Genomic DNA, 25297 nt, shown 5'->3' on the forward strand with positions numbered 1-25297 from the left:
CCTTCCCGCCTTTGACTCACAGGGGCCGCATCCGTAAAGTCCGGCCCCATGCAGACCTATGATGTCATCGTGGTTGGCGCCGGCCATGCCGGTTGCGAAGCCGCCGCCGCCGCCGCGCGGCTGGGCGTCCGCACCGCCCTGTTCACCCATCGCCTCGACACGGTTGGGGAGATGAGCTGCAACCCGGCCATCGGCGGCCTGGGCAAGGGTCACCTTGTCCGGGAAATCGATGCCCTGGATGGCGTCATGGGTCGGGTGACCGACCGCGCCGGCATCCAGTTCCGCGTCCTGAACAAATCCAAGGGCCCCGCCGTGCGCGGCCCCCGCGCCCAGGCGGACCGTAAGCTGTACCGCCAGGCCATGCAGGCCATCCTGGGCGACCAGGAAAACCTGACCCTGGTGGCGGCGGCGATTGAGGATTTGGTGATCGACGCCGCCGGTCATGTCGCCGGCGTGGTGACGGCGGCCGGTGAGACCGTGATGGCGGGGGCCGTGGCTGCTGACCACCGGCACCTTCCTGCGCGGCCTGATCCACATCGGGGAGGAGAAAATCCCCGCCGGCCGGGTGGGGGAGGCGCCGGCCCTGGGCCTGTCCGACACGCTGATGCGCGCAGGCTTTCCCCTGGGGCGCCTGAAGACCGGCACGCCGCCGCGCCTGGATGGCCGCACCATCGATTGGGCCGGCCTTGAGGTGCAGCCGGGCGATGATCCGCCCCCGCCCTTCTCCTACCTGACGGACAAGATCACCACGCCGCAGGTGCCCTGCCACATCACCTGGACCAGTGCGCGCGTGCATGAGGTGATCCGCGCCAATCTGCACCGCGCGCCCATGTATTCCGGCCAGATCGAGGGCATCGGCCCGCGTTATTGCCCCTCGGTGGAGGACAAGATCGTCCGGTTTGCCGACAAGGAACGGCACCAGATTTTCCTGGAACCTGAAGGCCTGGACGACGACACCATCTATCCCAACGGCATCTCCACCTCCCTGCCCCGCGACGTGCAGGCGGAGATTCTGAAGGCCATTCCGGGGCTGGAGCATGTCGTCATGCTGCGGCCCGGTTATGCCATCGAATATGATTACGTTGACCCGCGGGAGCTTGGGCCCACGCTGGAGACGCGCCGCCTGCCCCGTCTGTTCCTGGCCGGGCAGATCAGCGGCACCACGGGGTATGAAGAGGCGGCGGCCCAGGGCCTGGTGGCCGGCCTGAACGCCGCCCTGGCGGTGTCGGGTTCGGCACCCTTCGTGCTGGACCGGGCGGAATCCTATATTGGGGTGATGATCGATGATCTGATCACCCGTGGCACGACCGAACCCTACCGCATGTTCACCAGCCGGGCGGAATATCGCCTGCTGCTGCGGGCCGACAATGCCGATCAGCGCCTGACGCCGCGTGGCCTGTCGCTGGGCTGCGTGGGGGAGGTGCGCGCGGCGGCGTTCGGTGCCAAGCTGGCGGCGCTGGATCATGCCCGCCATCTGGCCGGTACCCTGGCCGCCACGCCCAATGAATTGGCCAAGCACGGCCTGACCATCAACCAGGACGGCGTGCGCCGCAGCGTGGCCGATCTGCTGCGGTATCCCGACATCGACCTGGCCCGTCTGGGGACCATCTGGCCGGAGCTGAACGGCCTGTCGCCGGAAATCGCTGAGCAGGTGGAGATTGATGGCCGCTACGCCGGTTATCTCGACCGGCAGGAGGCCGACATCCGCGCCTTCCGCCGGGATGAGGCCCTGGCCCTGCCGGCCGATCTGGATGTGGACGCCATCGCCTCCCTATCCGCCGAGATCCGGGCCAAGCTGCGCCAGGTGCGTCCCGCCACCCTGGGTGCCGCCGCCCGTATCCCCGGCATGACGCCGGCCGCCCTCACCGCGCTGCTGCGCCACGTGAAGAAGCGTCCGGCCCGTGCCGCCGATACCGTCCTTTCCGACGACACCACGAGTGCCGTATGACCCCTGCTGATTTCGCCCAGCGGTTCGGTGTTTCACGTGAAACATTGGACCGCCTCACCACCTATGCCCAGCTGCTGGCTAAGTGGAACCCCGCCATCAACCTGGTGGCCAAGTCCACCGTGGCCGATGTCTGGGAACGCCACCTGGCCGACAGCGCCCAGTTGTATGCCCTGCTGCCGCCGGGTACCCACACCCAGGTGGACATGGGCAGTGGCGCCGGTTTCCCGGGCCTGGTGATGGCCATCCTGGGCGTGCCAGATGTACATCTGATCGAGAGCGATACACGCAAGGCGATGTTCCTGCGGGAGGTGGCGCGGGCCACCGGCACGCAGGTGACGGTGCATGCCCAGCGGATCGAACAGGCGCCATTGATCGAGGCTGACGTTGTCTCGGCCCGCGCGCTGGCGGCCCTGCCGGAATTGCTGGACTGGGGCTATCGCTTCCTGAAGCCGGGCGGCAAATGCCTCTTCCTGAAGGGCAGGACGGCGCCCGATGAATTGACCCTGGCGGCCGAATCCTGGACAATGACCGTCTCCCAAGTCCCCAGCATGACGGACCCGTCGGGGACCATCCTTATCCTCGGTGAGATCGCTCGTGCCCGCTGACGTCTCCCCCACCGCCGCGCCCAAGCGGGCGCGCATCCTGGCCCTTGCCAACCAGAAGGGCGGCGTGGGCAAGACCACGACCACCATCAACTTAGGCACCGCCCTGGCCGCCACCGGCAAGCGCGTGCTGATCGTGGACAACGATCCCCAGGGCAACGCCTCCACCGGCCTGGGCATCGGCCGCACGGAACGCGGCACCGGCACCTATGAACTGCTGTTTGGCGAGACGACGGTGGAGGCCTCGGTCCGGCCCACCAGCGTGCCCAAGCTGTTCGTGCTGACCGCGTCGGCCGACCTGTCGGGGGCGGAGCTGGAGTTGGTGGAGCTGGAGCGGCGGGAATTCCGCTTGCGCGATGCCTTGGGGCTTGCTGCCACCCAATACGACTATATCTTGATCGACTGCCCCCCTGCCCTGGGTTTGCTGACCCTGAACGCGCTGGCCGCGGCCGATGCCGTGCTGGTGCCCCTGCAGTGTGAGTTCTACGCCTTGGAGGGGCTGTCGCAGCTGATCCGCACCATCGAGCGGGTGAAGCGCAGCTTCAACCCGGCGCTGGAAATCCAGGGCGTGGTGCTGACCATGTTCGACCGCCGCAACAACCTGTCCGACATGGTGGCCGCCGATGTGCGCGGCTTCTTCGGCGAGAAGGTGTATGAGACGGTCATACCGCGCAATGTGCGCGTCTCCGAGGCGCCCAGCCACGGCAAGCCGGTGCTTTTGTACGACCTGAAGTCGGCGGGGGCGCAGGCCTATATTCATTTGGCGGGTGAGGTTCTGAAGCGTGAGCGTAATCGGCAGTCAGTCCATGGATGAGATGAAGAAGCGCAGCAATCTGGGGCGGGGCCTGTCCGCGCTGTTCGCGGAGGTGGCCGACGAGCAGGAGCCGGTGGAAAAGGGCCGCCCGCCGCGCACCCTGCCCATCGAGCTGCTGCACCCCGGCCGGTACCAGCCGCGCCGCCACTTCGATGAAGAGGCGATCCGTAGCCTGGTGGACAGTGTGCGCGAGCGCGGCGTGCTGCAGCCCATCCTGGTGCGCAAGGTCGAAGAGGGCACGGCCGGCGGCAACGCCCGGTATGAGATTATCGCCGGCGAACGCCGCTGGCGGGCGGCGCAGCTGGCCGGCCTGCACGAGGTGCCGGTGGTGGTGCGGTCGCTGACCGACCGCGAGGCCCTGGAAATCGCGCTGGTGGAGAATATCCAGCGCCAGGACCTGACGCCGTTGGAAGAGGCCGAAGGCTTCCAGCGCCTGATGGAGGAATTCCAGCACACCCAGGAAGATTTGGCCCGCGCCGTGGGCAAAAGCCGCAGCCACGTCGCCAACATGCTGCGCCTGCTGGGTCTGCCGGATGCCGTCAAGGCGCTGGTGCAGGACGGCACCCTCAGCATGGGCCACGCCCGCGCCCTGCTGACGGCGGCCGACCCGCTGGCCCTGGCGCGTGAGGTGGTGAAGCGCGGCCTGAACGTGCGGCAGACGGAACAGCTGGTGAAGGACGCCGCCAACCCGGCCACCCGCCCCGCTCCGGCGCCGAAGACGGCCGACACCCTGGCCCTGGAACAGGAACTGGCGGCCGAGCTGGGCCTGAAGGTGGCGCTGAAGGCCAAGGGCCAGACCGGCAGCCTGACGGTGCACTACACCAACCTGGACCAGCTGGACGGCCTGCTGGCCAAGCTGCGCCGGTATTGAGGTTCTGAGATCCCAAAAAGCGCCGTCAGTGACAGCACTGATGGCGCTTTTTTTATGCGCCAGAGCGCCGGGCCAGCTGCGCCACCTGGAAAAAGGCGCGGGCGCACAGGGTCTCATCCGGCATGTTGGTGCGCTTGCAGTCGGCCTCGGCGTCCATCAGCCGGTCCAGCGCCAGCGCCAGGTTGGGCAGGTTCCAGCGCCGCACCTGGTTGGTGATCTGCGCTTCCATCTTGAAGAACACCGGCGGGCGCAGGGTCTTCACCGCCTGCTGCGCCGTCTGGCCCCGGGTGGTGTGGTAGACGGCCATCTGCAGGCGCTGAAAGTGGCGCTGGGCGGACCGCAGGATGGGCACGGGGCTGGTCCCCTCCCCGAACAGGCGGCCCAGCGCGCGGTCGATGACGGCAAGGTCGCCATCGGCGGCGGCCAGGGCCGGCTCATCCATGTCCAGGGCGGCACTGTCGCCCACCACGGCGCGCACATCCTCCAGCGTCACGCGGGTGCCGCCCATCATGTAGATGGCCAGCTTGTCCACTTCGCCCCGCGCCACGGCGCGGTCGCCCACCAGGTTGGCGGCCAGCCAGTCGCGGGCGTCGGGGTCGATGGCCAGGCGGTGTTCGGCCAGGATGCGGGTGATGGTCCCCGCCAGTTCCCCCTCCTCCTCGACATAACAGGCGATGGCCGCCGCCTTGTCCGAGTTCTCGAACAAGGCGCGCAGCTTGGAGGATTTGGAAAGGTCGCCGCCCTCCACCACCGCCAGGGTGTCGCCGGCGGGCGCGTCCTTCAGCAGGGCCTGGAAGGCGACGGTAACCGACTCGTCGGCATCGCGCACGCGCACCAGCCGGCGGCCGCCGGTCAGCGCCATGGCCGCCATCTCATCGTTCAGGCGGGCGCCGTCGCCGCTGATCTGGTCGGCCTTCAGGTCGCTGACGCGGAAGGGGTCCTGCAAATCCTCCACCACGGCGCGGCACAGCATCTGGGCGCGTTCCCGCACCAGGCCGCTGTCGGGGCCATAGACCAGCACGGCGACGATGCCGGCATCGGGGCGCTTGCAGAAGCCGTCGGCGTTGCGGGGCTGAACCTTCAAGGACGCCTCCCGGATAAGGAATGCCGGGCCTCCTGGCGGAAACCCGGCATAGGAAATTAGAGGCTTACTGGGCGGGGGGCAGTACGACCGGCTTTTCGCCCGGTTTGTCCGCGGGCTTTTCCGGCCCACGATCGAAATACAATGCCAGGCGGGCGGTGATTTCCTCGGCCACTTCGGTCAGGGCGCGGTCATAGGCGTCCTGTTCCGCCACCATGGTGGAGTACTGCGCTTCAGAGATGTCGTAGCTGATGATGGACCGGCTGGAGGTGCGGTACAGCGTCTTCGACGTCTTGACGTCGATCAGTTGGTAGTCGGCCATGACGTGCAGGCGCGCGCGGGTGGCCGTGGCGTCCTTCTGGATGCCCAGGTTTTCCTTGGTGGAGCGCAACGCCACGCTCAGGCGATAGACGGGTTTCGCCGGCCGGCCGGTGTCGCGATAGAACCGGTCGATCAGGTTGTTGCGCAGCATCTGCCCGACCCGGTCGGGGATGATGTCGATCGACACCGTCGACAGCTGGGCCTCGGTCGTCGGCTTGCCGTCCTGGGCGGTATGGCTGCCATAGACGGTGTGGAAGCCGCAGGCGGACAGGGCCAGCGGCCCCGCCAGCAGCAGCAGGCCGGTGGCCGCCCGGGCCGCCAGGCGGCGGGCGGATGCCGTGGGGATGCCGTTAGATGACGACATTGATCACCCGGTTGGGCACGACGATGACTTTGCGCACGGGTTTTCCCTCCAGGGCGCGCTGCACGTTGGGCTCCGCCAGGGCCAGGGCCTCGGCCTCCTCCTTGGCGATGTCCTTGGCCAGGTGCAGGGTGGCGCGCAGTTTGCCGTTGACCTGAACCGCGACGGTGGCGGTGTCCTCGGTCGCCAGCGCGGCGTCCGCCACCGGCCAGGCCGAATCCACCAGCAGGGTGTCATGGCCCAGCACCGACCACAACTCCTCCGCCAGGTGCGGCATCATCGGGCCGATCAGGCGCACCAGCACCTCCAGCCCTTCGCGCAGCACGGCGGCGTCACCGGCCTCGGCGCCCGCCTTGCCGTCCAGCTTCTCCAGCGCGTTGAACAGCTCGCGGATGCGGGCCACCGCCTTGTTGAAGCGGAAGCGCTCCAGGTCCTCGCCGATGGCGGCGACGGTCTTGTGCACTGTGCGCCGCGCCTCGGTGGCCAGGGGCGACAGCTCGGCCGGGATGGGCGTGCCGGCGGCCGGCAGGGCCACCGACGGCTCCGTCACCAGGCGCCACAGGCGGTTGATGAAGCGCCAGGCGCCGTCGATGCCGGCCTCGGTCCATTCCAGGTCGCGGTCGGGCGGGCTGTCGGACAGCATGAACAGCCGGGCGGCGTCGGCGCCATAGCTGTCGATGATGTGCGCCGGGTCCACCACGTTCTTCTTCGACTTGGACATCTTGATGATGGGGCCGACCGTCACCGGCCCGCCGCCCTCACGCTGAACGGCCTTGCCGTCCGCATTGTCCACGTCCGAGGGCAACAGCCACTTGCCGTCCGCGTCCTGGAACGTGGCATGGGTCACCATGCCCTGGGTGAACAGGCCCTCGAACGGTTCCTTGATGTCGGTGTAGCCGACCTGGGACAGGGCGCGCGTCCAGAAACGCGCGTACAGCAGGTGCAGCACCGCATGCTCGATGCCGCCGATGTACTGGTCCACCGGCAGCCAATAGGCCGCCTCCTCCCGGTTGAAGGCCTGGTCCTCCACCCGTGGGCTGGCGAAGCGCAGGAAATACCAGCTCGACTCGATGAAGGTGTCGAACGTGTCGGTCTCCCGCTGCGCCGCCGTGCCGCAGGTCGGGCAGGTGACGTGCTTCCAGGTGGGATGACGGGCCAGCGGGTTGCCCGGCTGGTCGAAGGTCACGTCGTCCGGCAGGGTGATGGGCAGCTGGTCTTCCGGTACCGGCACCACGCCGCAGCTGGGGCAGTGGATGACCGGGATGGGGCAGCCCCAATAGCGCTGGCGCGACACGCCCCAGTCGCGCAGGCGATAGATGGTGGTGCGCTGGCCACGGCCCATGGCCTCGACCTTCTCACCCGCCGCCTGCTTGGCGGCCTCCACGTCCATGCCGTCCAGGAACTGGGAATTGCGCAGCAATCCTGCGCCGGTATAAGCCTCGGTCCCGACGTCGAATGTGGCCGGATCCTCACCCTCGGGCACCACCACGGGGGTGACCTTCAGGCCGTACTTGGCCGCGAAATCCAGGTCGCGCTGGTCATGCGCCGGGCAGCCGAAGATGGCGCCGGTGCCGTATTCCATCAGCACGAAGTTGGCGATGTAGACCGGCAGGTGCCAGCCGGGCACGAACGGATGCTCGGCGGTGATGCCGGTGTCGAAGCCCTTCTTCTCCGCCGTCTCGATCGCCTCTTCCGAGGTGCCGACGCGGTTGCAGTCGGCGATGAACTCGGCCACGGCCGGGTTCTTCTCCGCCAGCGCTTGCGCTATGGGATGGTTGGGGGAAATGCCGACGAAGCTGGCGCCGAACAGGGTGTCGGGCCGGGTGGTGAACACCTCGACCTCAGGTTCCGTCAGGGGCACGCCGGCCGGGGCCGTCAGCGGGAAGCGGAAGCGCAGGCCGGTGGACTTGCCGATCCAGTTGCCCTGCATGGTCCGCACCTTCTCAGGCCAGCGGTCCAGGGTGGACAGGGCCGACAGCAACTCGTCGGCGAAATGCGTGATCTTCAGGAACCACTGCGACAGCTTGCGCTTTTCGACCAGCGCGCCGGTGCGCCAGCCGCGACCGTCGACCACCTGCTCATTGGCCAGCACGGTGTTGTCCACCGGGTCCCAGTTGACCCAGCTTTCCTTGCGGTAGGCCAGGCCGGCCTTCAGGAAGTCCAGGAACATCTTCTGCTCATGCCGGTAGTATTCCGGCCGGCAGGTCGCGATCTCCCGGTTCCAGTCGATGGCCAGGCCCATGGACTGCAACTGGCCACGCATGGTGGCGATGTTCTCGTACGTCCACTTGCCGGGGTGGACGCCCCGTTCCAGCGCCGCGTTTTCCGCCGGCAGGCCGAAGGCGTCCCAGCCCATGGGGTGCAGGACGTTGAAACCCTTGGCCCGCTTGTACCGGGCGATCACATCGCCGATGGCGTAATTGCGGACATGCCCCATGTGGATGCGCCCCGACGGATAGGGGAACATCTCCAGGACGAAATATTTCGGCCGGGCAGGGTCCGCGGAAACGGCGAAGCTGTTCCGGTCGGCCCATGCCGACTGCCACTTCGCCTCGTTTTCCCTGACATTGTACCGGGACATGGAAAAACCGCCTTCTCTCGGGTGTCGCGCCGGCCATCAGCCTGAAATGGCCGGGGCGTCACCCCCTCCCGGCGATGAGGCCGGGGGATTGAAAGAGGAGACAGTCGCCCGCCGGCGATGGGTCAGCTTACTTCGGGGGCTGCTGTGCGATGCGCAGCTGGCGCGCCCGGGTGAGGACGGTGTCCTCAAGCTGGGAATTGGTTTCGGCGGCCACGGTGGCATCGCGCCACTGGCCGTTCTGGTCGACCTGGCGGAACACGGTCACGCGCACGCCATCGGCGCGCAGGGTGGCGTCCAGGACGTACAGGTTGATCTTGAACCGCTCGCCCGGGGTGGTCGGCGGGCTGTACCAGTCGGTGATGATCACGCCGGTGTAGGGGTCGGCCGAGGCCAGCGGCAGGAAGCCGATGGTGTCCAGCGACGCGCGCCACAGGAAGGCGTTGACCGTCGGGCCCACGGCCTGGACGGCGGTGTTGGCGGTGCCGACCGGACCCGACGTGTTCTGACGGGCCAGGATGGAAACCGGCTTGGGCGGGGCCTTCGCGTCGTCGTCGTCATCGCCCCAGCCCAGCCAGGAGCAAGCGGACGTGGAAAGCAGAAGTCCGGCAACCAGGAGGGAGCGGCCAATTAGGAAAGCGGAGCGCGACGGCATGTGATTGTCACCCAGGGTCACGAGAACGGTTCCTTAGATCAAAAAAGCCGCTGGGACGCAAGGCCGGCCAGCGGGGCGGCGTCGCGGGACCTGCGCGGCGGGGTTGGGCGGCAGGAGAAGGCAAGGCAGACGGAAGAAGGGTTGCTGGACGCGAACAATCAGAAACGGAATTCTATCACGCCGGTCGCAACGTTCCCTGTCGGGTGCGACCCCGACTCATGTGTGATCACGCTCTGGTTGTCGGCATCCAGGTCGGCGGTCCAGCGGATGAGATCCAGGCCCAGGGTGGTGTCGGTGCGCACTTTCCACGACAGGCCCAGGCCATAGGCGCGGTACGTCGTCAGGTGTTCGGTCTCGCTGCCATGCCAGAACAGGGTCAGGCCGTAGGGGCCGTTCTCGTACGTGCCCTGGACGGTCATGCCCTTGGTGTCGCCGGGGGCGTTGGCCGGCCGGTTCCGCAACAGGCCGCTGTCGCCATCGTCGAACAGGATGGTGCCGACGGTGAAGCCGCCATAGGTCAGGCCGCCGGCCAGGGTGACGGTCTGGGTGTCATTCAGCCAGTCGTGGGCGGCGTCGGCATGGTTGTAGGCCAGGCCCAGCTCATATTCCACCGGGCCCCAGTCGCCGCGGTAGTTCACCGCCCCTTCCCAGAAATTATCCTCCGCCGCGATGGCGTAAGGCGCCACGATGTCCTCGCCGAAGGCGCGGCGTTCGGGCGCGTAGGAGAAACCGGCCTTCAGGCCGAACAGGCGCGGCGTCTCATAATCCACCTTGTCGGCGTCGTCGCTGTCGCGGCCCGCATAGGCGCGGCCAAGCGCCATGCCGGGCGGGCGCACGCGGGCGCTTTGCGTCCAGAAACCGTCCATCTCCCCGCCCACCAGCAGGGGCAGCAGGTCGGTCGCCCGTTCCGCAGCACCCCAATCCTGGCCCAGGCGCACCTTGCCCCAGCTGCCGGCGGCGTAGACATAGGCCTGGTCGATGCCGATCTTGTCGGCGTTGCCCGGCCGGTCCGTGCTGCGCCCGGTGTTGCCGGACCCGATGCGCAACTCCGCGCCATAGGTGGCGCCGCTGTCGGTCACCGTTTCCACCTTGCCGGTGACGGCATAGGCGCCGAACGGGTCCCAATGGGCGTTGCCCGCCGCCGCCCCGTCGGTGCCCACCACGCCGCCCTGGACCACGCCCGACAGGTGATAGTCGGTCTGCGCCCGCGCCGGGGCCGCCAGGCCGACGGCGGCGCAGAACGGAACGCTGAGGATAAGCGCACGGGGGATGGGACGGCGGGTCATGGCAGGCCTGTCGTTGTGCGGGAATGAAACGATATAGGCGGCGATTGTTGAAACGGCAGCCTTGCCTTGGCCCTGCGGGCGGTAGGAAAGTCGCTACCGTCCCCGTGCCATGGCCCTGGCGCCCCTTTACCGTGAATGGGGCCGGCGCACAACCGCAGCATAGCAAATCGATCATGACCCGCAGCAGCAAGCCACCCGCCCCGCCCGCCCCCGCCGCCGACGCCGATGTGCCCACCCGGCTGGAAACCGTGCGTCGTGTCATCGCCGACGCCGCCCGGGCCGTGGGCCGCGATCCCGCCGCCGTCACGCTGGTGGCGGTGTCCAAGGTGCAGCCGGTGGAAAAGATCCGCCAGGCCCTGGCCGCCGGCCAGCGGGTGTTCGGTGAGAACCGGGTGCAGGAGGCCAAGGCCAAGTGGACGGACCTGAAGGCCGAATACCCGGACGTTGAACTGCACCTGATCGGCCCGTTGCAGACCAACAAGGTGAAGGACGCGGTCACCCTGTTCGACGTCATCCAGACCGTGGATCGTCCCCGCCTGGCCGAGGCGCTGGCCGCTGAGGGCAAGCGCCAGGGCCGCCTGCCCCGCCTGCTGGTTGAGGTCAACACGGGTGAGGAACCGCAGAAGGCCGGCATCGCCCCCGCCGATTTGCCGGGCTTCCTGGCCGCCTGCCGCGACGTTCACGGGTTGGTGATATCCGGCCTGATGGCCATCCCGCCGGCGGAGGAGGAGCCGGCCATGCACTTCGCCCTGCTGTCCGACCTGGCCCGCCGGGCCGGGGTGGCGGAGGTCTCGATGGGCATGAGCGGCGATTACGATCTGGCCGTGCGTATGGGTGCCACCCACGTCCGCGTGGGCACGGCGCTGTTCGGCGAACGCGCGTCCCACGCGGCGGAGCCGGCCGGAACCCCGGGCGAATCCTGAGAAAAACGGGGACGTGCGGGACCTCGCGAAAAGGCACTTGCCGGATGGGCGATGTCTCTATATGGTCCCGCCCCATTCCGGACGGAGGGGTGGCCGAGTGGTTGAAGGCGCTCGCCTGGAAAGCGGGTATACGGCCAAAACCGTATCGTGGGTTCGAATCCCATCCCCTCCGCCATTTACGCCGAACAGGGCGTAACGCCGCCATGGGCGGCCCAGCATGAAAATTCTGGCGACCACGGACGCGGACGATCAACGGATCGTCCGCGCCGCCGGTGCGCGTGCCGCTCATTCAGGCTGGCCGGCGGATGATGCCCGCCTTACCTTCCTCCACATGCCTGTTACGGGACCGTCTGGATCCTTGAGGGGAAGTTATCATGACCACTTTGCGCCGTCTTTGCCTGGCTGCCGCCCTGCTGCTGTTGGCGTCGCCGGCCGTGGCCAGGGTGCGCATCGGCTATGCCACGGATGCCGCCCAATGTGATGGCTTCCCCGCCGTGCATCTGAAGGCGGCGCCGGGCCTGTGCGTGGGCCTGGTGGCGGCCAAGCTGGGCTTCGCCCGCGGCGTGGCGGTGATGGGGCATGACATCTATGTCGTCGATCTGGGTGGCGGCTGGCGCCTGGGGCATGGCCGGCTGCTGCGCTTGCGCGACGATGGCCGTGCAGCACCAGAGGTGTTGTTGACCGGGTTGGACGAACCCAACGTACTGGCACCGGCGCCGGACGGCCGCCTGTACATGAGCGTGGTGGGCCGGCTGGTCACCCTGGATCCCAATGCCGCCGACGTGAAGGCCAGTCTGCGCGACGTGGTGGTGGGCCTGCCGCGTGAGGGGCGGCATCCGCTGGCGGCGGTGGTGCTGGCCCCGGACGGGTCGCTGTTCGTCAACGTGGGATCCGGCACCGACCATTGCGAGGGCCCGGGCAAAGGCAAGGGCGACGACACCCCGCCCGACCCCGCCGTGCCCTGCCCCGAAACCGTGGGGCCGGCACCGCGCGGTGTGCTGCTGCACCTGACGCCGGACCTTAAACCCGGCGCGCCGCCGGTGGACGTGCGGGGGATGGCGCCCTATGCCCGGGGCCTGCGCAACGCCATGGCCCTGGGCCTGATGCCGGGCGGGCAACTGGTCGCCGCCGCCAACGCGCGCGACGACATCTCCGCTGCCGACCCGGCGCTGTCGGATGACGACGTGCCCCACGATTTGTACCTGGCGGTGCGGCCCGGCGCCGATTACGGCTGGCCCTATTGTTATGACAACGGCCTGCCCAGCCCGGAGTACGCCAAGTCGGCCGGTGGCGGGCCGGATTGCCAGGCCCGCCAGGCCCCCACCCTGCTGTTGCCGCCGCATTCGGCCCCCCTGGGCCTGCTGCCCTATATGGATGGGTCCTTGCCGGGCCTGGCCGGCCAGGTGCTGATCGGCCTGCACGGTTATCGCGACACCGGCCATCGCATCGTGGCCCTGCCGGTGGATGCCCAGGGGCGCCCCACCGGGCCCCTGCATGACGTGGTCTGGGGCTGGGACGTGGCCAAGGACGACCATCCCCAGGGCGCACCGGTGGTGCTGGCCCGCCTGCCCGACGGCAGCGTTTTGATCACCGAGGACCACAACGGCACCCTCTTGCGCTTGGCCCGTGCCGGTGGCTAGCTCTTGCCCCATTGGGGTTTCGAGATGACCGGATGGAGGGAACATGGGGGCGCGGACGGTGGGGGCGGTGATGATTGCCCTGCTTTTGCAAGCGGGCGTCACCCTTGGGCCGGCGGCGGCGCAAGGCTCAATATCGGAACCAGGGCGCCAGGGGATGTTCGTCATGCTGTACAGCAAGGCGAACTATTTCCGCATGCTGGTGACGACACGCGGCTGCCGGGACATGGATCAGGCCCGGTTCGACCTTTTCAACCGGCGCTTCGATGATGCCCGGGCGCGGCTGGTCGATACATACGGCGACCGCTTTTTTCCGGCCGCCCTGCCGGCGGACATGAGTTCGCGACAGGCGCCCTGTGACCCGGCGACCTTGGGTTCCTACGGCAACCATATCGCCGAACTGGAACAGGCGCTGAATTAGACCCATGGCGGAGGATCTGGTTTTCAGCCGCGACGGCGCCGAACGTCACGTCGGGGTGCTGGCTGGGAGTTTAGGGGATCGTCCAGTCTTCCAGCGTCAGGCCGGGGATATCCTGAAAGTCAGCACGGTTGTTCGTCACCAGGATGGAACCTGTGCTGATGGCGTGCGCGGCGATCATGCGATCATAGTCCCGGCCCTTGACCCATCCGCATTGGGCGATGATCCGTCCGTAGGCCGCCGCAGCCGCCCCATCGAACGGCAGGATGGGTAGGTGAGGCAGCAAGATAGCCAACCGCTGCTGGCGTAGTCCTGTATGGGCGGGATCTTTGTAAAGCCCCCTCTGCAATTCAGCGAGGCTCAAGGCCGACAACAGGACGGCGCCGGAATGCTGGGCCAGTTTCTCCAGTACCGCATCCGTCCCGTCACGGGCATGGATGGCGATATTGGTATCGATCAGATAAGCCAAGGATCACTCCCTGTCCGGCACGTCCGGCGCTTCCCGCACCTCGACCGTCGGGGGTTTGGGCATGGCGCGCAGGGCTTCCACTGCTTCCTTCAGGTTCTGGCGGGCTGGGAAAATGGTGATCACGTCGCCGACGCGCGCGATATGCAATTCGATGCCCAGGTCGGCGAACGCCATTTCAGCCGGGATACGCACAGCCTGACTGTTTCCTGATTTGAAAACGCGCGTGAGGGCCATGACAGACTCCGGATATCCGAAAGCCTCACGATATGCTCGGTCCATAAACGCGTCAATCCATGTATATACATACTGAGTTGAGCACTGGAAAAGAATGCGGGACGATAGGGAGTTAGTCTTTAATCAACCACCTCCGATCCTTATCGCCGCTCCGGTGAAATCATGTCCCCCTACAGCTATCGCGCCGACCCGGCGGTGCCGTCCTTCCCTGATGACCGGCCCGTCCTCGTCTTCGATGGGCATTGCGTGATGTGTTCCGGCTTCGCCCGGTTCGTCCTGCGGCACGACCGGCGGCGGCGTTTCCGCTTGCTGGCGGCGCAGACGCCGCTGGGCACGGCGCTTTACCGCCATTACGGGCTGGATCCAGTGGATTACCAGAGCAACCTGGTGCTGGAGGACGGCGTGCTGCGGCTGAAGTCCGACGGCTCCATGGCTGTGTTCGAGGCGCTGGGCTTGCCCTGGTCGCTGATGGCGGTGGGGCGCGTCCTGCCCGTGGGCGTACGCGACGCCCTCTACAGCATTGTCGCACGCAACCGCCTGCGCTGGTTCGGCAAACGCGAGGTCTGCTACCTTCCCACCCCGGACGAACGCGACCGGTTCATCGCCTAGGGATATGAGGGGCGGGCATGCGCATCCTGGTCATCGGCGCCTATGGCCTGATCGGCACCTGCGTCGTGGCGCGCCTGCGCGGCGATGGCCACACGGTGGTGGGCGCGGGGCGCAGCGTTGCCATCGCCGTCCGGTGCCAGCCGGATATGAGCTGGGTGGCCATCGACCTTGCCACCGCCGATGAGGCGGACTGGGCCCCCTTGCTGACCGGCGTGGACGCCGTGGTCAATTGCGCCGGCGCCTTGCAGGATAGTCCCCGCGACGATCTGCGGGCGGTACATGTCGACGGCGTGGCGCGGCTGGTCGCGGCCTGCATGCAGGCGGGCGTACGGCGCCTGGTCCACATTTCCGCCGCCGGCGTGGCGCCTGGGCGGGGGCTGGGCACGCGGGGCGATGCCTTCAACGACAGCAAACTCGCCACCGAAACGCTGCTGCGCGACAGCACGCTGGACTGGATCATCCTGCGCCCCGGCCTGGTGCTGGCGCCGGCCGCCTATGGCGGCAGCGCCTTGCTGCGCGGGCTGGCCGCCTTCCCCATCGTGCTGCCCGTGGTGCACGCGGAATCCCAGGTCCAGGTGGTGGCGGCGACCGATGTGGCGCTGGCCGTGGCCCGCGCCGTGCTGCCGGAGACGTCCGCCCGCCGCACCATCGATCTGGTCCATGCTGAAGTGATCACCCTGGCAGACTTGGTGACCAGGCTGCGCCGCTGGCTGGGTTTGCCGGCGGCGCGCCTGTTGCCCCTGCCCCCACGATGGGCGCGGCTGGCGGCGCGGGCGGCCGACGCGTTGGCTTGGGCGGGCTGGCGCAGCCCCTTGCGCACCGCCACGCTGGAGCAGTTGCGCGGCGGCATTTCCGGCGACGGTGGGGCCATGGCGCGTGACCTCGACCTTGTGCCCCTGGGCCTGGACCAGATGCTGGCCGCCGGGCCGGCCGGGGTTCAGGAACGTTGGTTCGCCAAAATTTATTTCCTGAAGCCGGCAATGCTGGCGATGCTATCATTTTTCTGGACCGTCTCCGGTCTGGTCGGCCTGCTGCGCGTGCCGGCCGCTGCCGCCGTGCTGACCACAGCCGGCATGGCGCCCGGTCTTGCCACCCTGGCGGTGGTGGCGGGATCGGTGATCGACGTGGCTCTGGGCGTGGGTGTCGCCTTTCGCCGGTGGGCGGCGACCGCCTTGCGGGGCATGGTCCTGTTGTCGGTGGCGTACATGGCGGGCGGTACGCTGTGGCGGCCGGATTTGTGGCTGGACCCCATGGGTCCGTTCCTGAAGACTTTGCCGGCCGCCATGTTGGCCCTGGTCGCCCTGGCTTTGCTGGATGAGCGCTGATGGACCTTTATGACCTGGTCAAGGTGGCCCACATCATCGGCGCCGCCGTCCTGTTCGGCACTGGTGCGGGCATTGCCTTTTTTATGGTGATGGCCCACCGCAGCCGGGACGCGGCCCTGATCGCCCACACCGCCCACGTCGTGGTGGTGGCCGACACCTTGTTCACCGCCAGCGCCGTGGTGGTGCAGCCCATCACCGGCGCCACCTTGGCCCACCTGGCGGGGTATCCGCTGTTCGGCGACTGGATCGGCCTCAGCCTTGTCCTCTATCTGGTCACCGGCGTCTTCTGGCTGCCGGTGGTGTGGATGCAGATCCGCCTGCGTGATCTGGCGCGTACGGCCATGCGTACGGGCCAGCCCCTGCCGCCGGCCTATTTCCGCCTGTTCCGGGTATGGTTCGCTTTCGGTTTTCCCGCCTTCGCCGCCGTGCTGGGCATCATCTGGCTGATGGTGACCAAGCCCTCACTATAAGGAATGCCCATGATCGCCCAACTGATCCGCCTGGAAGTGGCCGAGGGTGCCCGGGAAAAGGTCCTGGCGCTGCAGGAGGTCAATGTACGTGAAAGCCGGGCGGAGCCCGGCTGTCGCCGTTTCGATTTCGCCGCCGCCAAGGATGAACCCGGCGTCTATTTCCTGTGGGAGGTGTTTGCCGACCAGGCGGCGCTGGACGCCCATTACGCCACCCCCCATTTCCGGGCCTGGAAGGCGTGGATGGATGCCCAGGCGGAGGGCACGCTGGTCCGCACCCGCTTTCCGCTGGACGTGCTCGGCTTCTGACGCGGCCGTCAATCCCCCGCCCAGCCGCAGCGCTTCAGCGCTGCCCGCAGGTGGGCGGGCACGGGGGCTTCGGCGCCCACCGGGTCGCGGCTGGGATACAGCGGCAGGATGATGCCGCGGGAATGCAGGTGCAGCGGCTGTTCCGCCCCCAGCGCCTGCTTGGGCCCGCCATAGGCCGGATCGCCCAGCAGGGGGCAGCCGACATGGGCCATGTGCACCCGGATCTGGTGGGTGCGGCCGGTGTGGGGGTACAGTTCCACCCAGGTCAGGGGGCCGTCCGGCGTGTCCGCCCGGCCGCGCACCCTGTAGTCGGTGACGCTGGCCTGCGCGTCGGGCGTGCCGTCGGGCACCACCTCCATGCGCCAGCCGTTCTTGTTGGTGCGCTTGAACAGGCTGGCCTCGATATGGCCCTCCTTGGCCGGGGGCGACCCCGCCACCACCGCCCAGTAGGTCTTGGCCACGCGGCCGTCCTGGAACAGTTTGCCCAGCTTGCGCAGCGCCTTGGGGTGGCGGCCCAGCACCAGGCAGCCGCTGGTGTCGCGGTCCAGGCGGTGGGCCAGGGTGGGCGCCCGGGGCAGGCCGAAGCGCAGCGCGTCGAAATAGCGTTCCAGATTGTCGCCGCCGCCGGGGCCGGCGTGCACGGGCAGGCCCGCCGGCTTGTCGATGATCAGCATCAGCGCGTCGCGGTACAGCACGCGCGCCTCCATCTCCGCCGGCGTCATGCTGCGGGGGCCGGTGGGCTTGGGCGGAGCTGGTCTGGCGGGGGCGGCTTTGGGGCGGGGCATGGGACAGGTCCTTACCCCCGCCCACACCCTGCCGTCCAGTCCCCGTGAGGATCAGGGGTCGCGTGCGGCACCGGCCGCCACATGCTGCATCGCCGGGCGGCCGGCGCCCAGGGGTGCGACCAGGGCGGCGAAAGGCGATGGTACCGCGGCCCGCACCGGCTGGCGGTTCAGGCCATGGTGCAGGGCGATGTCCAGCACCCAGCCGAGATAGGTGTCGATCATGCCGCCGACATGGAAGGCGGGGCAGCCGGTGAACAGCCGGTCGTGGCCGGTGGTCACCGGGGCGATGCCGTCCAGCCGCAGGTCCAGGCGGCGGTCCGCTCCCGTCCCCACCAGGCGGAAGGGCGATCCCTCCTGCGTCGTGGGGTTGACGGCCGAGTCGCCGTGGGGGTGCAGGTGGGCGGCCTCCAGGAAGGCGACGATCATGCCCAGGCTGCCGGACGCCAGGGTGGCGATCTCCTTGCGCGACCGCCACAGCAGGGCGCGCCACTCGTCCGCCGGCAGGTCCACGCCCAGGTAATACGCGGCCTCCACCAGGCTCCAGCACACGTGCAGGGCGGTGTTGCTGCCGGTCTTGGCGATGCTCAGCACCGAATGGTCGGCGCGGCGGTACAGGGGCGATGCCGCGAAGAAACGGCGGGCGGCGCGGGCCATGCGGCCGAAGGGGCAGGCGATGGGCGTCTCGTCGCGCCCGCCCCGGGCGTCCAGGTCGGCTATCCATAGATCCAGTTCCCGGTTCAGGCCCAGGCAGCCGGCGGTGCGCAACAGGCCGAAGCGCTGGTGCGCGTCCATCCAGCTGGGCAGGGCGGCGAAGGGACCGGCACCGGTGTCCTTCATCCGCTCCATGGCGGAGGCCAGGCGGTGGCGGAAATCGCGGAACAGGAAGACCAGGTGCATGTTGCCTTTCAACCGGTCGACATTGTCGCGGCTGAACGTCAGGTCGGCATGGGCCTGGGCCAGATAGGCGTCCAGCGCGTCCGGATCGCCGGTCTCGTCCATCAGGTCCAGCACCGGCGTCACCGCCAGGCGCTGGATGCCGGCGGCGGCGTGCGCCTCCTGGTACGCCCGGGCGAAGGAACCGCTGGGGGCCTCGGATTCCGCCCCGGTTGAGGCCAGACCGGTGACAACGCCGCCATCCATGATGCACGCACCCCGAAGATTGAACCGGGGGGTACCAAGCAGGAGATGGGCCACACATTGATCGCATAAGAATCAATGCATTAGTGCACTATAAGCAAACATCCAACCGTTTCCGCCGGGAAAAACCTGCCGGGTTCGCGGCAGCCTTTTCCCGTCAGGGCTTGGCTGGCGTGCCTTCCGGCGCCGGCGCCAGCAGCAGGCGCCAGCGTGTCGGGCCGGGCAGCAGCGGGGTGGGTTTGCCCTGCACCCAGTCCTCATGCCCCTTGTTGTAATAGGGCGACATGGGGTGGCCGCTCTGCCCCGTGGGCATGTGGAACAGGCCGGTGTCCTCATGCCCCGGCGACACCACCAGGCGTTCCGACGCGCCGAAGCTGGGGGCGGTCACGCGCGGCTGGTACACATCGCCGGCGACGGGTTCCACCGGCGGGTCCAGATAAGGCGACAGCGACGGCACGATGCTGGACAGCGGGTGGTGGATGGCCAGGCGGTTGCGGTCGCCCCAGGTGAAGCGGGCGATGTCGCCGCCGGCGTTCTGCTCAATGCGGTCGCGCACGTCCTTCAGGGCGGCGTCCACCAGGGCGTCCCAGGTCTTGTAGCCGGGTGGCACCAGGCCGGCGGGCTTGGCGGTCAGCAGGCGCCGGGCCGGGCCTTCCGCCTGCGGGCTGACCAGGTCGCCCCCATGCTCGCCCGCCGCCCCGGCCAGCGGGGCGGTGTAGGCCTGGTACAGCCGGTCGATCAGGGCGGCGCGGAAGGTGCGCACCAGGCGATAGCCCACGGACGGGATGGCGGCGCGGCCGCCCCAGCTTTCCACCGGCGCCACCAGGTTGGCCAGCGTCGGGTCGCTGACCCGTTCGCCCAGGGCCTGCAGCATCAGGCGCTGCCAGTAATCCAGCATGGGCGCGCGGTCGTCCAGCTGGATGGCCATCAGATCCTGTTCGGCGAACTTGTCCTTGGCCAGCAGATCGTCGCGGATCTGGCCGGCGCGGGCCCCCAGGGCATAGGTGCCGAAGCCCAGCTTGGCCAGGGCGTCGCCGCCGACCACCCGGGTGTTGGCGGTCCACAGGCGGCTTTTTTCGGGGTTGGAGACCACCGGCACCTCCGCCGGCGACAGATAGCCGGCCCAGCCGGCCTTGCCGTCGGCCCACGATGCCGGTAGCGTGCCGTCATGGCCGAAGCGGCGCGGCACCAGGCCCACCACCGTCCAGGCGATGTTGCCCTTGGTGTCGGCGATCATCATGTTTTCATTGGGGATGGGCAGGCGGTGGGCGATGGCCACCGCCTCATCCATCGACCCCGCCTGTTCCAGGGCCACGCCGGCGGTCATCACCTCCGCCCCCATGTCGTGCGCCACCCAGCGATAGGCCAGCTTGCGCCCCTGGGCGTCGGTGCCGACCACGGGGCCCCAGATGCTGTCCTCCACCATCAGGCTGGGGCAGGTGGTGGGGCACAGCGGCTCCATATGCTTGACCAGGGTGCGGGGGCCGTCCGGCGTCTTGTAGCGGTCGGGGTCGCCGTCCACCGGTTCCAGGATGACCACGTCGCCGGTATCGGCATAGGCATCGGTGTAGCCCCAGGCGACGTGCTTGTTGCTGCCCACCACCATCAAGGGGTTGCCCGGCAGGGTGACGCCGATCAGGTCCAGGCTGGGCGCGTCGGCGCCGGCCGGCTTCACCACCAGGCGGGCGCGGTACCAGGTGTTGGGCTCACGCAGGCCCAGGTGCATGTCGTTGGCCACCATGGCGGCGCCGGTGGCGGTCAGGGCCCCGCCCACCGCCCAGTTGTTGCTGCCCCGGGCTAACGGTTCGTTTTGCGCCGGCGCCGGGTCCGCCTGGCCGGTGCGCGCCGGGTTGATGACGGGGGTGTAGCTGTCCGGCATGGGCGGCTCGGGCAGGAAGCTGCCGTCCACCGCCGCGTCCAGTTCCGTCCCCTTGGGGTAGAGGAAGCCGGCCATGGGCGCGCCCAGCGTGTCGGTCGCCAGCGCCAGGCGGCGTTCATCCCACCCGTCGCTGGATTGCAGGTCGAAATACATGGCGTCGATGACCAGCAGCGCGTCTTCCAGCCGCCAGGGCTTGGGATGCTGGCGCAGCATCGCGTATTCGAACGGTTCATGGCCCAGGGCGTCCAGGCCGGCGTTCACGCCCGCGGCATAGGCGGCCAGCAGGGCGTGCTCCTCCGGGCTGGCGCGTTCCACCGCGGCTTGCGCGCGGGCGCGGAAACGGTGCAGGCGGTGGGGATTGTCAAACCGCACGGCGTCCGGCCCGAACAGGTCAGCCAGTTCGCCGGCGCCCGTGCGGCGCATCAAATCCATCTGGAAGAAGCGTTCCTGGGCGTGCAGGAAACCCAGGGCATAAACCAGGCTGGTGCGGTCGGGACCGGTCAGGGTGGGCACGCCCGCCTCATCCCGTTCCACCGTCACGGCGGCGTTCATGCCGGGGATGCTGGCCGTGCCCTCCAGCTGCGGCAGGCTGGCCCGCAGGCTCCACGCCCCGAAGCCGAACGCGCCGACCAGGCCCACGACGCCCACCCCGGCGATGCCGCCCAGCCATACCAGAACCCGGCGCCCGGTGCGGCGGTCGGTCGTCGTTGCCATTCCTGTCCCCATGCCTCGGGCCCGGTTCATGGGGCGCCGTTCCTGATGCCGGCGCATTCTCAACCAATGTGTTGGCCTCTGGCAACAAATCGCAGGGATGGATCCGGGGGGGCACGGTGGTTATGGTCAGCGCGGACGAATAAGCATGGGGGACGCCGGCCATGGCCTGGACGCGTGACGACTCGGCGGCGCTGGACGCCCAGGACCCGGTGGCCGCCTGCCGCGACGCGTTCGACCTGCCCCCCGGCCTCATCTACCTGGACGGCAATTCCCTGGGCGCCCTGCCCAAGGCGACACGGGCCCGCCTGGCCCGGGTGGTGGACCAGGAATGGGGCCGCGACCTGATCCGCAGCTGGAACAGCGCCGACTGGATCACCCTGCCGGCCCGCGTCGGCGACCTGATCGCCCCGCTGGTGGGGGCGGCGAAGGGTGAGGTCATCGCCGCCGACAGCACGTCGGTCAATTTGTTCAAAATGGCGGCGGGCGCCTTGAAACTGCGGCCCGGCCGGCGGGTCATCCTGTCGGAACCCGGCAATTTCCCCACCGACCTCTACGTCATGCAGGGCTTGGCCGAATTGCTGGGCGACGGGGTGGAGGTGCGCACCGTCCCGCCCGATGGCCTGGCCGAGGCGTTGACTGAGGACGTCGCCCTGCTGCTGCTGACCCACGTGCATTACAAGACGGGCCGGGTGCACGACATGGCGGCCCTGACCGCCCAGGCGCACGCCGTGGGTGCCTTGACCCTGTGGGACCTGTCGCACAGCGCCGGCGCGCTGGCGGTGGACCTCAATGGCTGCGATGCCGACCTGGCGGTGGGCTGCGGCTATAAATATCTGAACGGCGGCCCCGGCGCCCCGGCCTTCCTGTTCGTGGCCGCGCGCCACCAGGATGCGATCCGCCCGCCCCTGTCCGGCTGGATGGGCCACGCCGCCCCCTTCCAGTTCGGCGACGATTACCGCCCGGCATCCGGCATCACCCGCCACCTCTGCGGCACGCCGGCCATCCTGGGCCTGTCGGCGCTGGAGGAGGGGGTGAAGATCCTGGCCGGCGTGGACCGGACCGCCCTCTTCGCCAAGTCCCGCCGCCTGGGCGACCTGTTCCTGGACCTGGTGGACCAGCGCCTGGGCGCCCACGGCTTCCAAATCCTCTGCCCGCGTGACAGTGCCGGGCGCGGCAGCCAGATCAGCCTAGGGCATGAACACGGCTACGCCATCGTCCAGGCGCTGATCGAGCGCGGCGTCATCGGCGACTTCCGCGCCCCCGACGTCCTGCGCTTCGGCTTCGCCCCGCTCTATATCCGGTATGTGGACGTGTGGGACGCGGTGGCGCACCTGGTGGACATCATGGAAACGGGCGTGTGGAAAGAAGCGCGCTTCCACGCGCGGGCGGCGGTGACGTGACTAGGCGGACGGACCGGTTTCACGGCTGATTGACGAAGATCAGCACGGCCCCCAGACCGGTCATGCCAAGGCACAGACAGAGCAGGAACTTGAAAACCGGAAGCCGCCGTTCAAAGCGGTTGCCCGGAATTTTCGCCTGTGACACCAATCCCCAAGCGCCCATGGCGGCGACGGCCATGCCCAGGGTGGCGTAATCGTATCTGCGATCCCCCTGGGCCAGAAACGCGAACACGCAGCCCGCCAGGGCCCACCATCGGCTGTGGTGTACTATCCACTCTTTAAAAGTCTGCGGCGTCATTGCTGGTTGACGAAGAACATCACGGCCGCCAGACCGGTCCCGGCAAGGCACAGACAGAGCAGGAACTTGAAAACCGGAAGCCGCCGCTCAAAGCGGTTGCCCGGAATTTTCGCCTGCGACACCAATCCCCAGGCGCCCATGGCAGCGACGGCCATGCCTAGGGTGGCGTAATCATATCTGCGGTCCGCCTGGGTCAGAAGCGTGAAAACGCAGCCCGCCAGGCCCCACCATCCGCTGCCGCGTACCATCCACCCTCTAAAAGCCCGCAGCGTCATTGCATCATCCGGCGGCTGTATTCCGTCACATAACGAGGCAACAGCCGGTTCAGGCGTGCGGCCTCCCAGGATCCGCCGGGCAAGAGATGGCTGGTCACGGCCCCTACCGTGGTTGACACGACGGCGCGTGCCGACGCCGTTCCAAACGCGGCGCCGCTGATGGCGGCGGCCCCAGCCACCTCCGGTATCGCGGCGGCAACGAATATGCTCGCGGCAACACCAGCTATAACGACTAATACCAACGAGCGCTGATGGCGACTCTCGCTAAGGGGATTCCCTTCGGGCTGATTTTCTGATTCACCAGAGCAGGCAAAGAGGAGGCTTGCGATGGGTTCGGCAGTTGAGGTTCGTTCGGATTATTCAGCGGCGGCTTTGCGCCAATTCGCGCGCCGATGCGGCGATGCTGACCAGGTTCGGCGGTTGTTGGCCCTGGCGCAGATCCTCGACGGCCGGAGCCGGGGTGAAGCGGCCAGGACGGCTGGTGTGACGCTGCAGATCGTGCGGGATTGGGTTCTTCGTTTCAACGCGGATGGCCCGGACGGCCTGGCTACACGCAAGGCGCCCGGCAAAGTGCCGTTGCTGAACGATACACAGCGCGCGCGCCTGGCCGCGGCCGTCGAAGCCGGGCCGATCCCGGCCGTGCATGGCGTCGTGCGCTGGCGGCTTGTCGATCTGGCCCAGTTGCTGTGGGATGAGTTTGGTGTGTCGGTGACGCGCTTCACCCTTGGCCGCGAATTGCGCGCGCTGGGCTATCGCAAGCTCTCGGCCCGGCCGCGCCATCGCGGCCAGAAGCCCGAGGACATCACCGATTTTAAAAAACCTTCGCAACCCGCCTGGCGGGCATCCGGCACCACCTCCCGCCGGGAACGCCCATAGAGTTGTGGTGGCAGGACGAGGCGCGGATCGGCCAGCAGACCGAGTTCACCCGGCGTTGGGCCAGGATTGGTACCAGGCCGTCAGCACCGAAGGATCAGCGCCGGACCTCGGCCTGGATCTTCGGCGCCATCTGCCCCGCCGAGGGCAAAGGGGCCGGCATCGTCATGCCCCGCTGCAACACCGCCGCGATGAACAGCCATCTCCAGGAAATCGCCGTCCACGTCGCGCCGGGCGCGCACGCCGTCCTCATCCTTGATCAGGCCGGTTGGCATAGCTCGGCCGAACTCATTGTGCCAGCCAACATCACGCTCATGCCCTTGCCGCCCCGCTGCCCGGAACTCAACCCCGTCGAAAACCTCTGGCAGTTCATGCGCGACAACTGGCTCTCAAATCGCATCTTCCAGAACTATGACGACATCGTCGAGCACTGCTGCCACGCCTGGAACAAACTCGTCGAACAGCCTTACCGCATCATGTCCATTGGACGCAGGCAGTGGGCACATGGGTCGTAATTAACGCTCTTTGGTATAAAACATCGTTTGCCAAAGCTGAGTAAAAGCTGGGCGGTTTATATATTCCTTGAACGTCCGCAATTTTCCCGCCGAAGTTCTTGGTGGCGTAATAGGCAAATTCACGGTCAGTCAGGGCGAAGGGATATTCATCTGGATTCTCCGTCACCTGAAACTTGGTCATGATCACCCAGGAATAGAAAGGCCCCCAGCCCGGTTTATGTCAGGGCATCCAGTTCTTTCTCGAACGCGAATCGGAAACTGTCACTCATCCGGATCAAACATAATCCCGCGACAAGGGCGCGGGCGCTTTGTGGGGATGGCGTCTGGTTGAGAAGGGCGAAGTCGCACATGGCCTCATTCAGCAACAGGCCCATCGCGTCATCTTGAAGCCAGCGGTGATTCAGCGTGACGATATCGGCCATCTCACACTCCCTCCAATTCACCCGTAGGCCGGTCAGGACCAGCCGCAGATCAATTAAGGGGATTAAACCTGAGGGCAACTAGCCATCTGGT

The 25297-nt window shown here is 68.0% G+C and carries 25 protein-coding genes, 1 tRNA gene and 1 pseudogene; 14 read left to right on the top strand and 13 right to left on the bottom strand.

The window, feature by feature from the left end; genetic code table 11:
- The first annotated feature begins 48 nt into the window (after positions 1 to 48).
- The 4 genes and pseudogenes from mnmG to PW843_20910 all read left to right on the top strand — a co-directional run bounded on the left by mnmG (position 49) and on the right by PW843_20910 (position 4235).
- Positions 49 to 1948: pseudogene (gene mnmG, locus PW843_20895) on the top strand (tRNA uridine-5-carboxymethylaminomethyl(34) synthesis enzyme MnmG).
- On the top strand, positions 1945 to 2553 hold the full coding sequence (rsmG, locus tag PW843_20900; GenBank protein ID MDE1149033.1) for a 16S rRNA (guanine(527)-N(7))-methyltransferase RsmG: 609 nt from the start codon (positions 1945 to 1947) through the stop codon (positions 2551 to 2553). The pseudogene mnmG and the gene rsmG overlap by 4 nt, the downstream one beginning before the upstream one ends.
- Positions 2543 to 3364 (top strand): ParA family protein, encoded by an 822-nt coding sequence (locus tag PW843_20905; GenBank protein MDE1149034.1) that lies wholly within the window; start codon positions 2543 to 2545, stop codon positions 3362 to 3364. Before rsmG ends, PW843_20905 begins: the two co-directional genes overlap by 11 nt.
- The gene (locus PW843_20910; GenBank protein ID MDE1149035.1) at positions 3357 to 4235 is read left to right on the top strand and encodes a ParB/RepB/Spo0J family partition protein; all 879 of its coding nucleotides are present in this window, start codon (positions 3357 to 3359) and stop codon (positions 4233 to 4235) included. The genes PW843_20905 and PW843_20910 overlap by 8 nt, the downstream gene beginning before the upstream one ends.
- A 52-nt stretch (positions 4236 to 4287) precedes the next feature.
- Here PW843_20910 and holA read toward each other — a convergent pair whose 3' ends face one another.
- The 5 genes from holA to PW843_20935 all read right to left on the bottom strand — a co-directional run bounded on the left by holA (position 4288) and on the right by PW843_20935 (position 10517).
- Positions 4288 to 5319, bottom strand: coding sequence for a DNA polymerase III subunit delta (holA, locus tag PW843_20915; protein MDE1149036.1), 1032 nt, complete (start codon positions 5317 to 5319; stop codon positions 4288 to 4290).
- A gap of 64 nt (positions 5320 to 5383) precedes the next feature.
- The gene (gene lptE, locus PW843_20920) at positions 5384 to 6001 is read right to left on the bottom strand and encodes an LPS assembly lipoprotein LptE (protein MDE1149037.1); all 618 of its coding nucleotides are present in this window, start codon (positions 5999 to 6001) and stop codon (positions 5384 to 5386) included.
- Positions 5988 to 8579 carry a leucine--tRNA ligase gene (leuS, locus tag PW843_20925; GenBank protein ID MDE1149038.1) on the bottom strand — a complete coding sequence of 864 codons (2592 nt, stop codon included), beginning with the start codon at positions 8577 to 8579 and terminating at the stop codon, positions 5988 to 5990. The genes lptE and leuS overlap by 14 nt, the downstream gene beginning before the upstream one ends.
- Before the next feature lie 127 nt (positions 8580 to 8706).
- On the bottom strand, positions 8707 to 9252 hold the full coding sequence (locus PW843_20930) for a DUF3576 domain-containing protein (protein MDE1149039.1): 546 nt from the start codon (positions 9250 to 9252) through the stop codon (positions 8707 to 8709).
- A 137-nt stretch (positions 9253 to 9389) separates the two neighbouring features.
- Positions 9390 to 10517 (bottom strand): porin, encoded by a 1128-nt coding sequence (locus PW843_20935; protein ID MDE1149040.1) that lies wholly within the window; start codon positions 10515 to 10517, stop codon positions 9390 to 9392.
- Between the two features lie 173 nt (positions 10518 to 10690).
- Between PW843_20935 and PW843_20940 the strand changes: the two genes are divergently transcribed.
- The 4 genes from PW843_20940 to PW843_20955 all read left to right on the top strand — a co-directional run bounded on the left by PW843_20940 (position 10691) and on the right by PW843_20955 (position 13498).
- The gene (locus tag PW843_20940; protein MDE1149041.1) at positions 10691 to 11440 is read left to right on the top strand and encodes a YggS family pyridoxal phosphate-dependent enzyme; all 750 of its coding nucleotides are present in this window, start codon (positions 10691 to 10693) and stop codon (positions 11438 to 11440) included.
- An 83-nt stretch (positions 11441 to 11523) separates the two neighbouring features.
- A tRNA-Ser gene (locus PW843_20945) sits at positions 11524 to 11615 on the top strand.
- 199 nt (positions 11616 to 11814) lie between these two features.
- Complete coding sequence (locus PW843_20950; protein MDE1149042.1) at positions 11815 to 13080, top strand: glucose dehydrogenase; 1266 nt, start codon at positions 11815 to 11817, stop codon at positions 13078 to 13080.
- A 70-nt stretch (positions 13081 to 13150) separates the two neighbouring features.
- Entirely contained in the window at positions 13151 to 13498 is a 348-nt protein-coding gene (locus tag PW843_20955) for a hypothetical protein (GenBank protein ID MDE1149043.1), read from the top strand.
- 70 nt (positions 13499 to 13568) lie between these two features.
- On the opposite strand, the gene PW843_20960 is transcribed toward PW843_20955, so the two are convergent.
- Both PW843_20960 and PW843_20965 read right to left on the bottom strand, forming a co-directional pair.
- Positions 13569 to 13964 carry a type II toxin-antitoxin system VapC family toxin gene (locus PW843_20960; protein MDE1149044.1) on the bottom strand — a complete coding sequence of 132 codons (396 nt, stop codon included), beginning with the start codon at positions 13962 to 13964 and terminating at the stop codon, positions 13569 to 13571.
- 3 nt (positions 13965 to 13967) lie between these two features.
- Positions 13968 to 14198, bottom strand: coding sequence for an AbrB/MazE/SpoVT family DNA-binding domain-containing protein (locus PW843_20965; GenBank protein ID MDE1149045.1), 231 nt, complete (start codon positions 14196 to 14198; stop codon positions 13968 to 13970).
- A 162-nt stretch (positions 14199 to 14360) separates the two neighbouring features.
- Here PW843_20965 and PW843_20970 point away from each other — a divergent pair, with 162 nt between their 5' ends.
- Genes PW843_20970 through PW843_20985 form a run of 4 tightly spaced genes read left to right on the top strand, consistent with a single transcriptional unit; the run spans position 14361 to position 16908 of the window.
- Positions 14361 to 14807, top strand: coding sequence for a DCC1-like thiol-disulfide oxidoreductase family protein (locus tag PW843_20970; GenBank protein ID MDE1149046.1), 447 nt, complete (start codon positions 14361 to 14363; stop codon positions 14805 to 14807).
- Positions 14808 to 14824: 17 nt separating this feature from the next.
- Positions 14825 to 16132, top strand: a complete 1308-nt coding sequence (locus tag PW843_20975; protein ID MDE1149047.1) for an SDR family oxidoreductase — start codon at positions 14825 to 14827, stop codon at positions 16130 to 16132.
- Positions 16132 to 16602, top strand: coding sequence for a DUF2269 domain-containing protein (locus PW843_20980; protein ID MDE1149048.1), 471 nt, complete (start codon positions 16132 to 16134; stop codon positions 16600 to 16602). The genes PW843_20975 and PW843_20980 overlap by 1 nt, the downstream gene beginning before the upstream one ends.
- Before the next feature lie 9 nt (positions 16603 to 16611).
- Entirely contained in the window at positions 16612 to 16908 is a 297-nt protein-coding gene (locus PW843_20985; GenBank protein ID MDE1149049.1) for a putative quinol monooxygenase, read from the top strand.
- 8 nt (positions 16909 to 16916) lie between these two features.
- Here the strand turns inward: PW843_20985 and PW843_20990 are convergent, their stop codons facing one another.
- The 3 genes from PW843_20990 to PW843_21000 all read right to left on the bottom strand — a co-directional run bounded on the left by PW843_20990 (position 16917) and on the right by PW843_21000 (position 21423).
- Positions 16917 to 17630 carry an RNA pseudouridine synthase gene (locus PW843_20990; GenBank protein MDE1149050.1) on the bottom strand — a complete coding sequence of 238 codons (714 nt, stop codon included), beginning with the start codon at positions 17628 to 17630 and terminating at the stop codon, positions 16917 to 16919.
- A 114-nt stretch (positions 17631 to 17744) separates the two neighbouring features.
- The gene (locus tag PW843_20995) at positions 17745 to 18833 is read right to left on the bottom strand and encodes a hypothetical protein (protein ID MDE1149051.1); all 1089 of its coding nucleotides are present in this window, start codon (positions 18831 to 18833) and stop codon (positions 17745 to 17747) included.
- A 154-nt stretch (positions 18834 to 18987) separates the two neighbouring features.
- Positions 18988 to 21423 carry a penicillin acylase family protein gene (locus PW843_21000; GenBank protein MDE1149052.1) on the bottom strand — a complete coding sequence of 812 codons (2436 nt, stop codon included), beginning with the start codon at positions 21421 to 21423 and terminating at the stop codon, positions 18988 to 18990.
- 161 nt (positions 21424 to 21584) lie between these two features.
- On the opposite strand from PW843_21000, the gene kynU reads away from it, so the two are divergent.
- The gene (kynU, locus tag PW843_21005; GenBank protein ID MDE1149053.1) at positions 21585 to 22823 is read left to right on the top strand and encodes a kynureninase; all 1239 of its coding nucleotides are present in this window, start codon (positions 21585 to 21587) and stop codon (positions 22821 to 22823) included.
- 19 nt (positions 22824 to 22842) lie between these two features.
- Here the strand turns inward: kynU and PW843_21010 are convergent, their stop codons facing one another.
- Both PW843_21010 and PW843_21015 read right to left on the bottom strand, forming a co-directional pair.
- Positions 22843 to 23121, bottom strand: coding sequence for a hypothetical protein (locus PW843_21010; protein MDE1149054.1), 279 nt, complete (start codon positions 23119 to 23121; stop codon positions 22843 to 22845).
- A complete protein-coding gene (locus PW843_21015) occupies positions 23118 to 23396 on the bottom strand; it encodes a hypothetical protein (GenBank protein MDE1149055.1) in 279 nt (92 codons plus the stop codon). Before PW843_21015 ends, PW843_21010 begins: the two co-directional genes overlap by 4 nt.
- Before the next feature lie 327 nt (positions 23397 to 23723).
- On the opposite strand from PW843_21015, the gene PW843_21020 reads away from it, so the two are divergent.
- A protein-coding gene (locus PW843_21020; GenBank protein ID MDE1149056.1) for an IS630 family transposase occupies positions 23724 to 24784 on the top strand; the annotation gives its coding sequence in 2 pieces (ribosomal slippage) (positions 23724 to 24216 and positions 24216 to 24784; 1062 coding nt in all).
- 215 nt (positions 24785 to 24999) lie between these two features.
- Here PW843_21020 and PW843_21025 read toward each other — a convergent pair.
- Complete coding sequence (locus PW843_21025; GenBank protein MDE1149057.1) at positions 25000 to 25206, bottom strand: hypothetical protein; 207 nt, start codon at positions 25204 to 25206, stop codon at positions 25000 to 25002.
- Positions 25207 to 25297 lie beyond the last annotated feature (91 nt).

Source organism: Azospirillaceae bacterium (assembly GCA_028283825.1).
In the GTDB taxonomy this organism is placed as follows: Bacteria; Pseudomonadota; Alphaproteobacteria; order Azospirillales; family Azospirillaceae; genus Nitrospirillum.

Coding starts and splice junctions, on each gene's coding strand:
- PW843_20950 (MDE1149042.1), top strand. CDS start 11,815: ATGACCACTTTGCGCCGTCTTTGCCTGGCTGCCGCCCTGCTGCTGTTG.
- PW843_20985 (MDE1149049.1), top strand. CDS start 16,612: ATGATCGCCCAACTGATCCGCCTGGAAGTGGCCGAGGGTGCCCGGGAA.
- PW843_20980 (MDE1149048.1), top strand. CDS start 16,132: ATGGACCTTTATGACCTGGTCAAGGTGGCCCACATCATCGGCGCCGCC.
- lptE (MDE1149037.1), bottom strand. CDS start 6,001: ATGTCGTCATCTAACGGCATCCCCACGGCATCCGCCCGCCGCCTGGCG.
- PW843_20910 (MDE1149035.1), top strand. CDS start 3,357: ATGGATGAGATGAAGAAGCGCAGCAATCTGGGGCGGGGCCTGTCCGCG.
- PW843_21010 (MDE1149054.1), bottom strand. CDS start 23,121: ATGACGCCGCAGACTTTTAAAGAGTGGATAGTACACCACAGCCGATGG.
- kynU (MDE1149053.1), top strand. CDS start 21,585: ATGGCCTGGACGCGTGACGACTCGGCGGCGCTGGACGCCCAGGACCCG.
- PW843_20955 (MDE1149043.1), top strand. CDS start 13,151: ATGATTGCCCTGCTTTTGCAAGCGGGCGTCACCCTTGGGCCGGCGGCG.
- PW843_20965 (MDE1149045.1), bottom strand. CDS start 14,198: ATGGCCCTCACGCGCGTTTTCAAATCAGGAAACAGTCAGGCTGTGCGT.
- PW843_20990 (MDE1149050.1), bottom strand. CDS start 17,630: ATGACGCCGGCGGAGATGGAGGCGCGCGTGCTGTACCGCGACGCGCTG.
- PW843_20940 (MDE1149041.1), top strand. CDS start 10,691: ATGACCCGCAGCAGCAAGCCACCCGCCCCGCCCGCCCCCGCCGCCGAC.
- PW843_20975 (MDE1149047.1), top strand. CDS start 14,825: ATGCGCATCCTGGTCATCGGCGCCTATGGCCTGATCGGCACCTGCGTC.
- PW843_20970 (MDE1149046.1), top strand. CDS start 14,361: ATGTCCCCCTACAGCTATCGCGCCGACCCGGCGGTGCCGTCCTTCCCT.
- PW843_21025 (MDE1149057.1), bottom strand. CDS start 25,206: ATGGCCGATATCGTCACGCTGAATCACCGCTGGCTTCAAGATGACGCG.
- PW843_21015 (MDE1149055.1), bottom strand. CDS start 23,396: ATGACGCTGCGGGCTTTTAGAGGGTGGATGGTACGCGGCAGCGGATGG.
- PW843_20995 (MDE1149051.1), bottom strand. CDS start 18,833: ATGGATGGCGGCGTTGTCACCGGTCTGGCCTCAACCGGGGCGGAATCC.
- PW843_20935 (MDE1149040.1), bottom strand. CDS start 10,517: ATGACCCGCCGTCCCATCCCCCGTGCGCTTATCCTCAGCGTTCCGTTC.
- rsmG (MDE1149033.1), top strand. CDS start 1,945: ATGACCCCTGCTGATTTCGCCCAGCGGTTCGGTGTTTCACGTGAAACA.
- leuS (MDE1149038.1), bottom strand. CDS start 8,579: ATGTCCCGGTACAATGTCAGGGAAAACGAGGCGAAGTGGCAGTCGGCA.
- PW843_21000 (MDE1149052.1), bottom strand. CDS start 21,423: ATGGCAACGACGACCGACCGCCGCACCGGGCGCCGGGTTCTGGTATGG.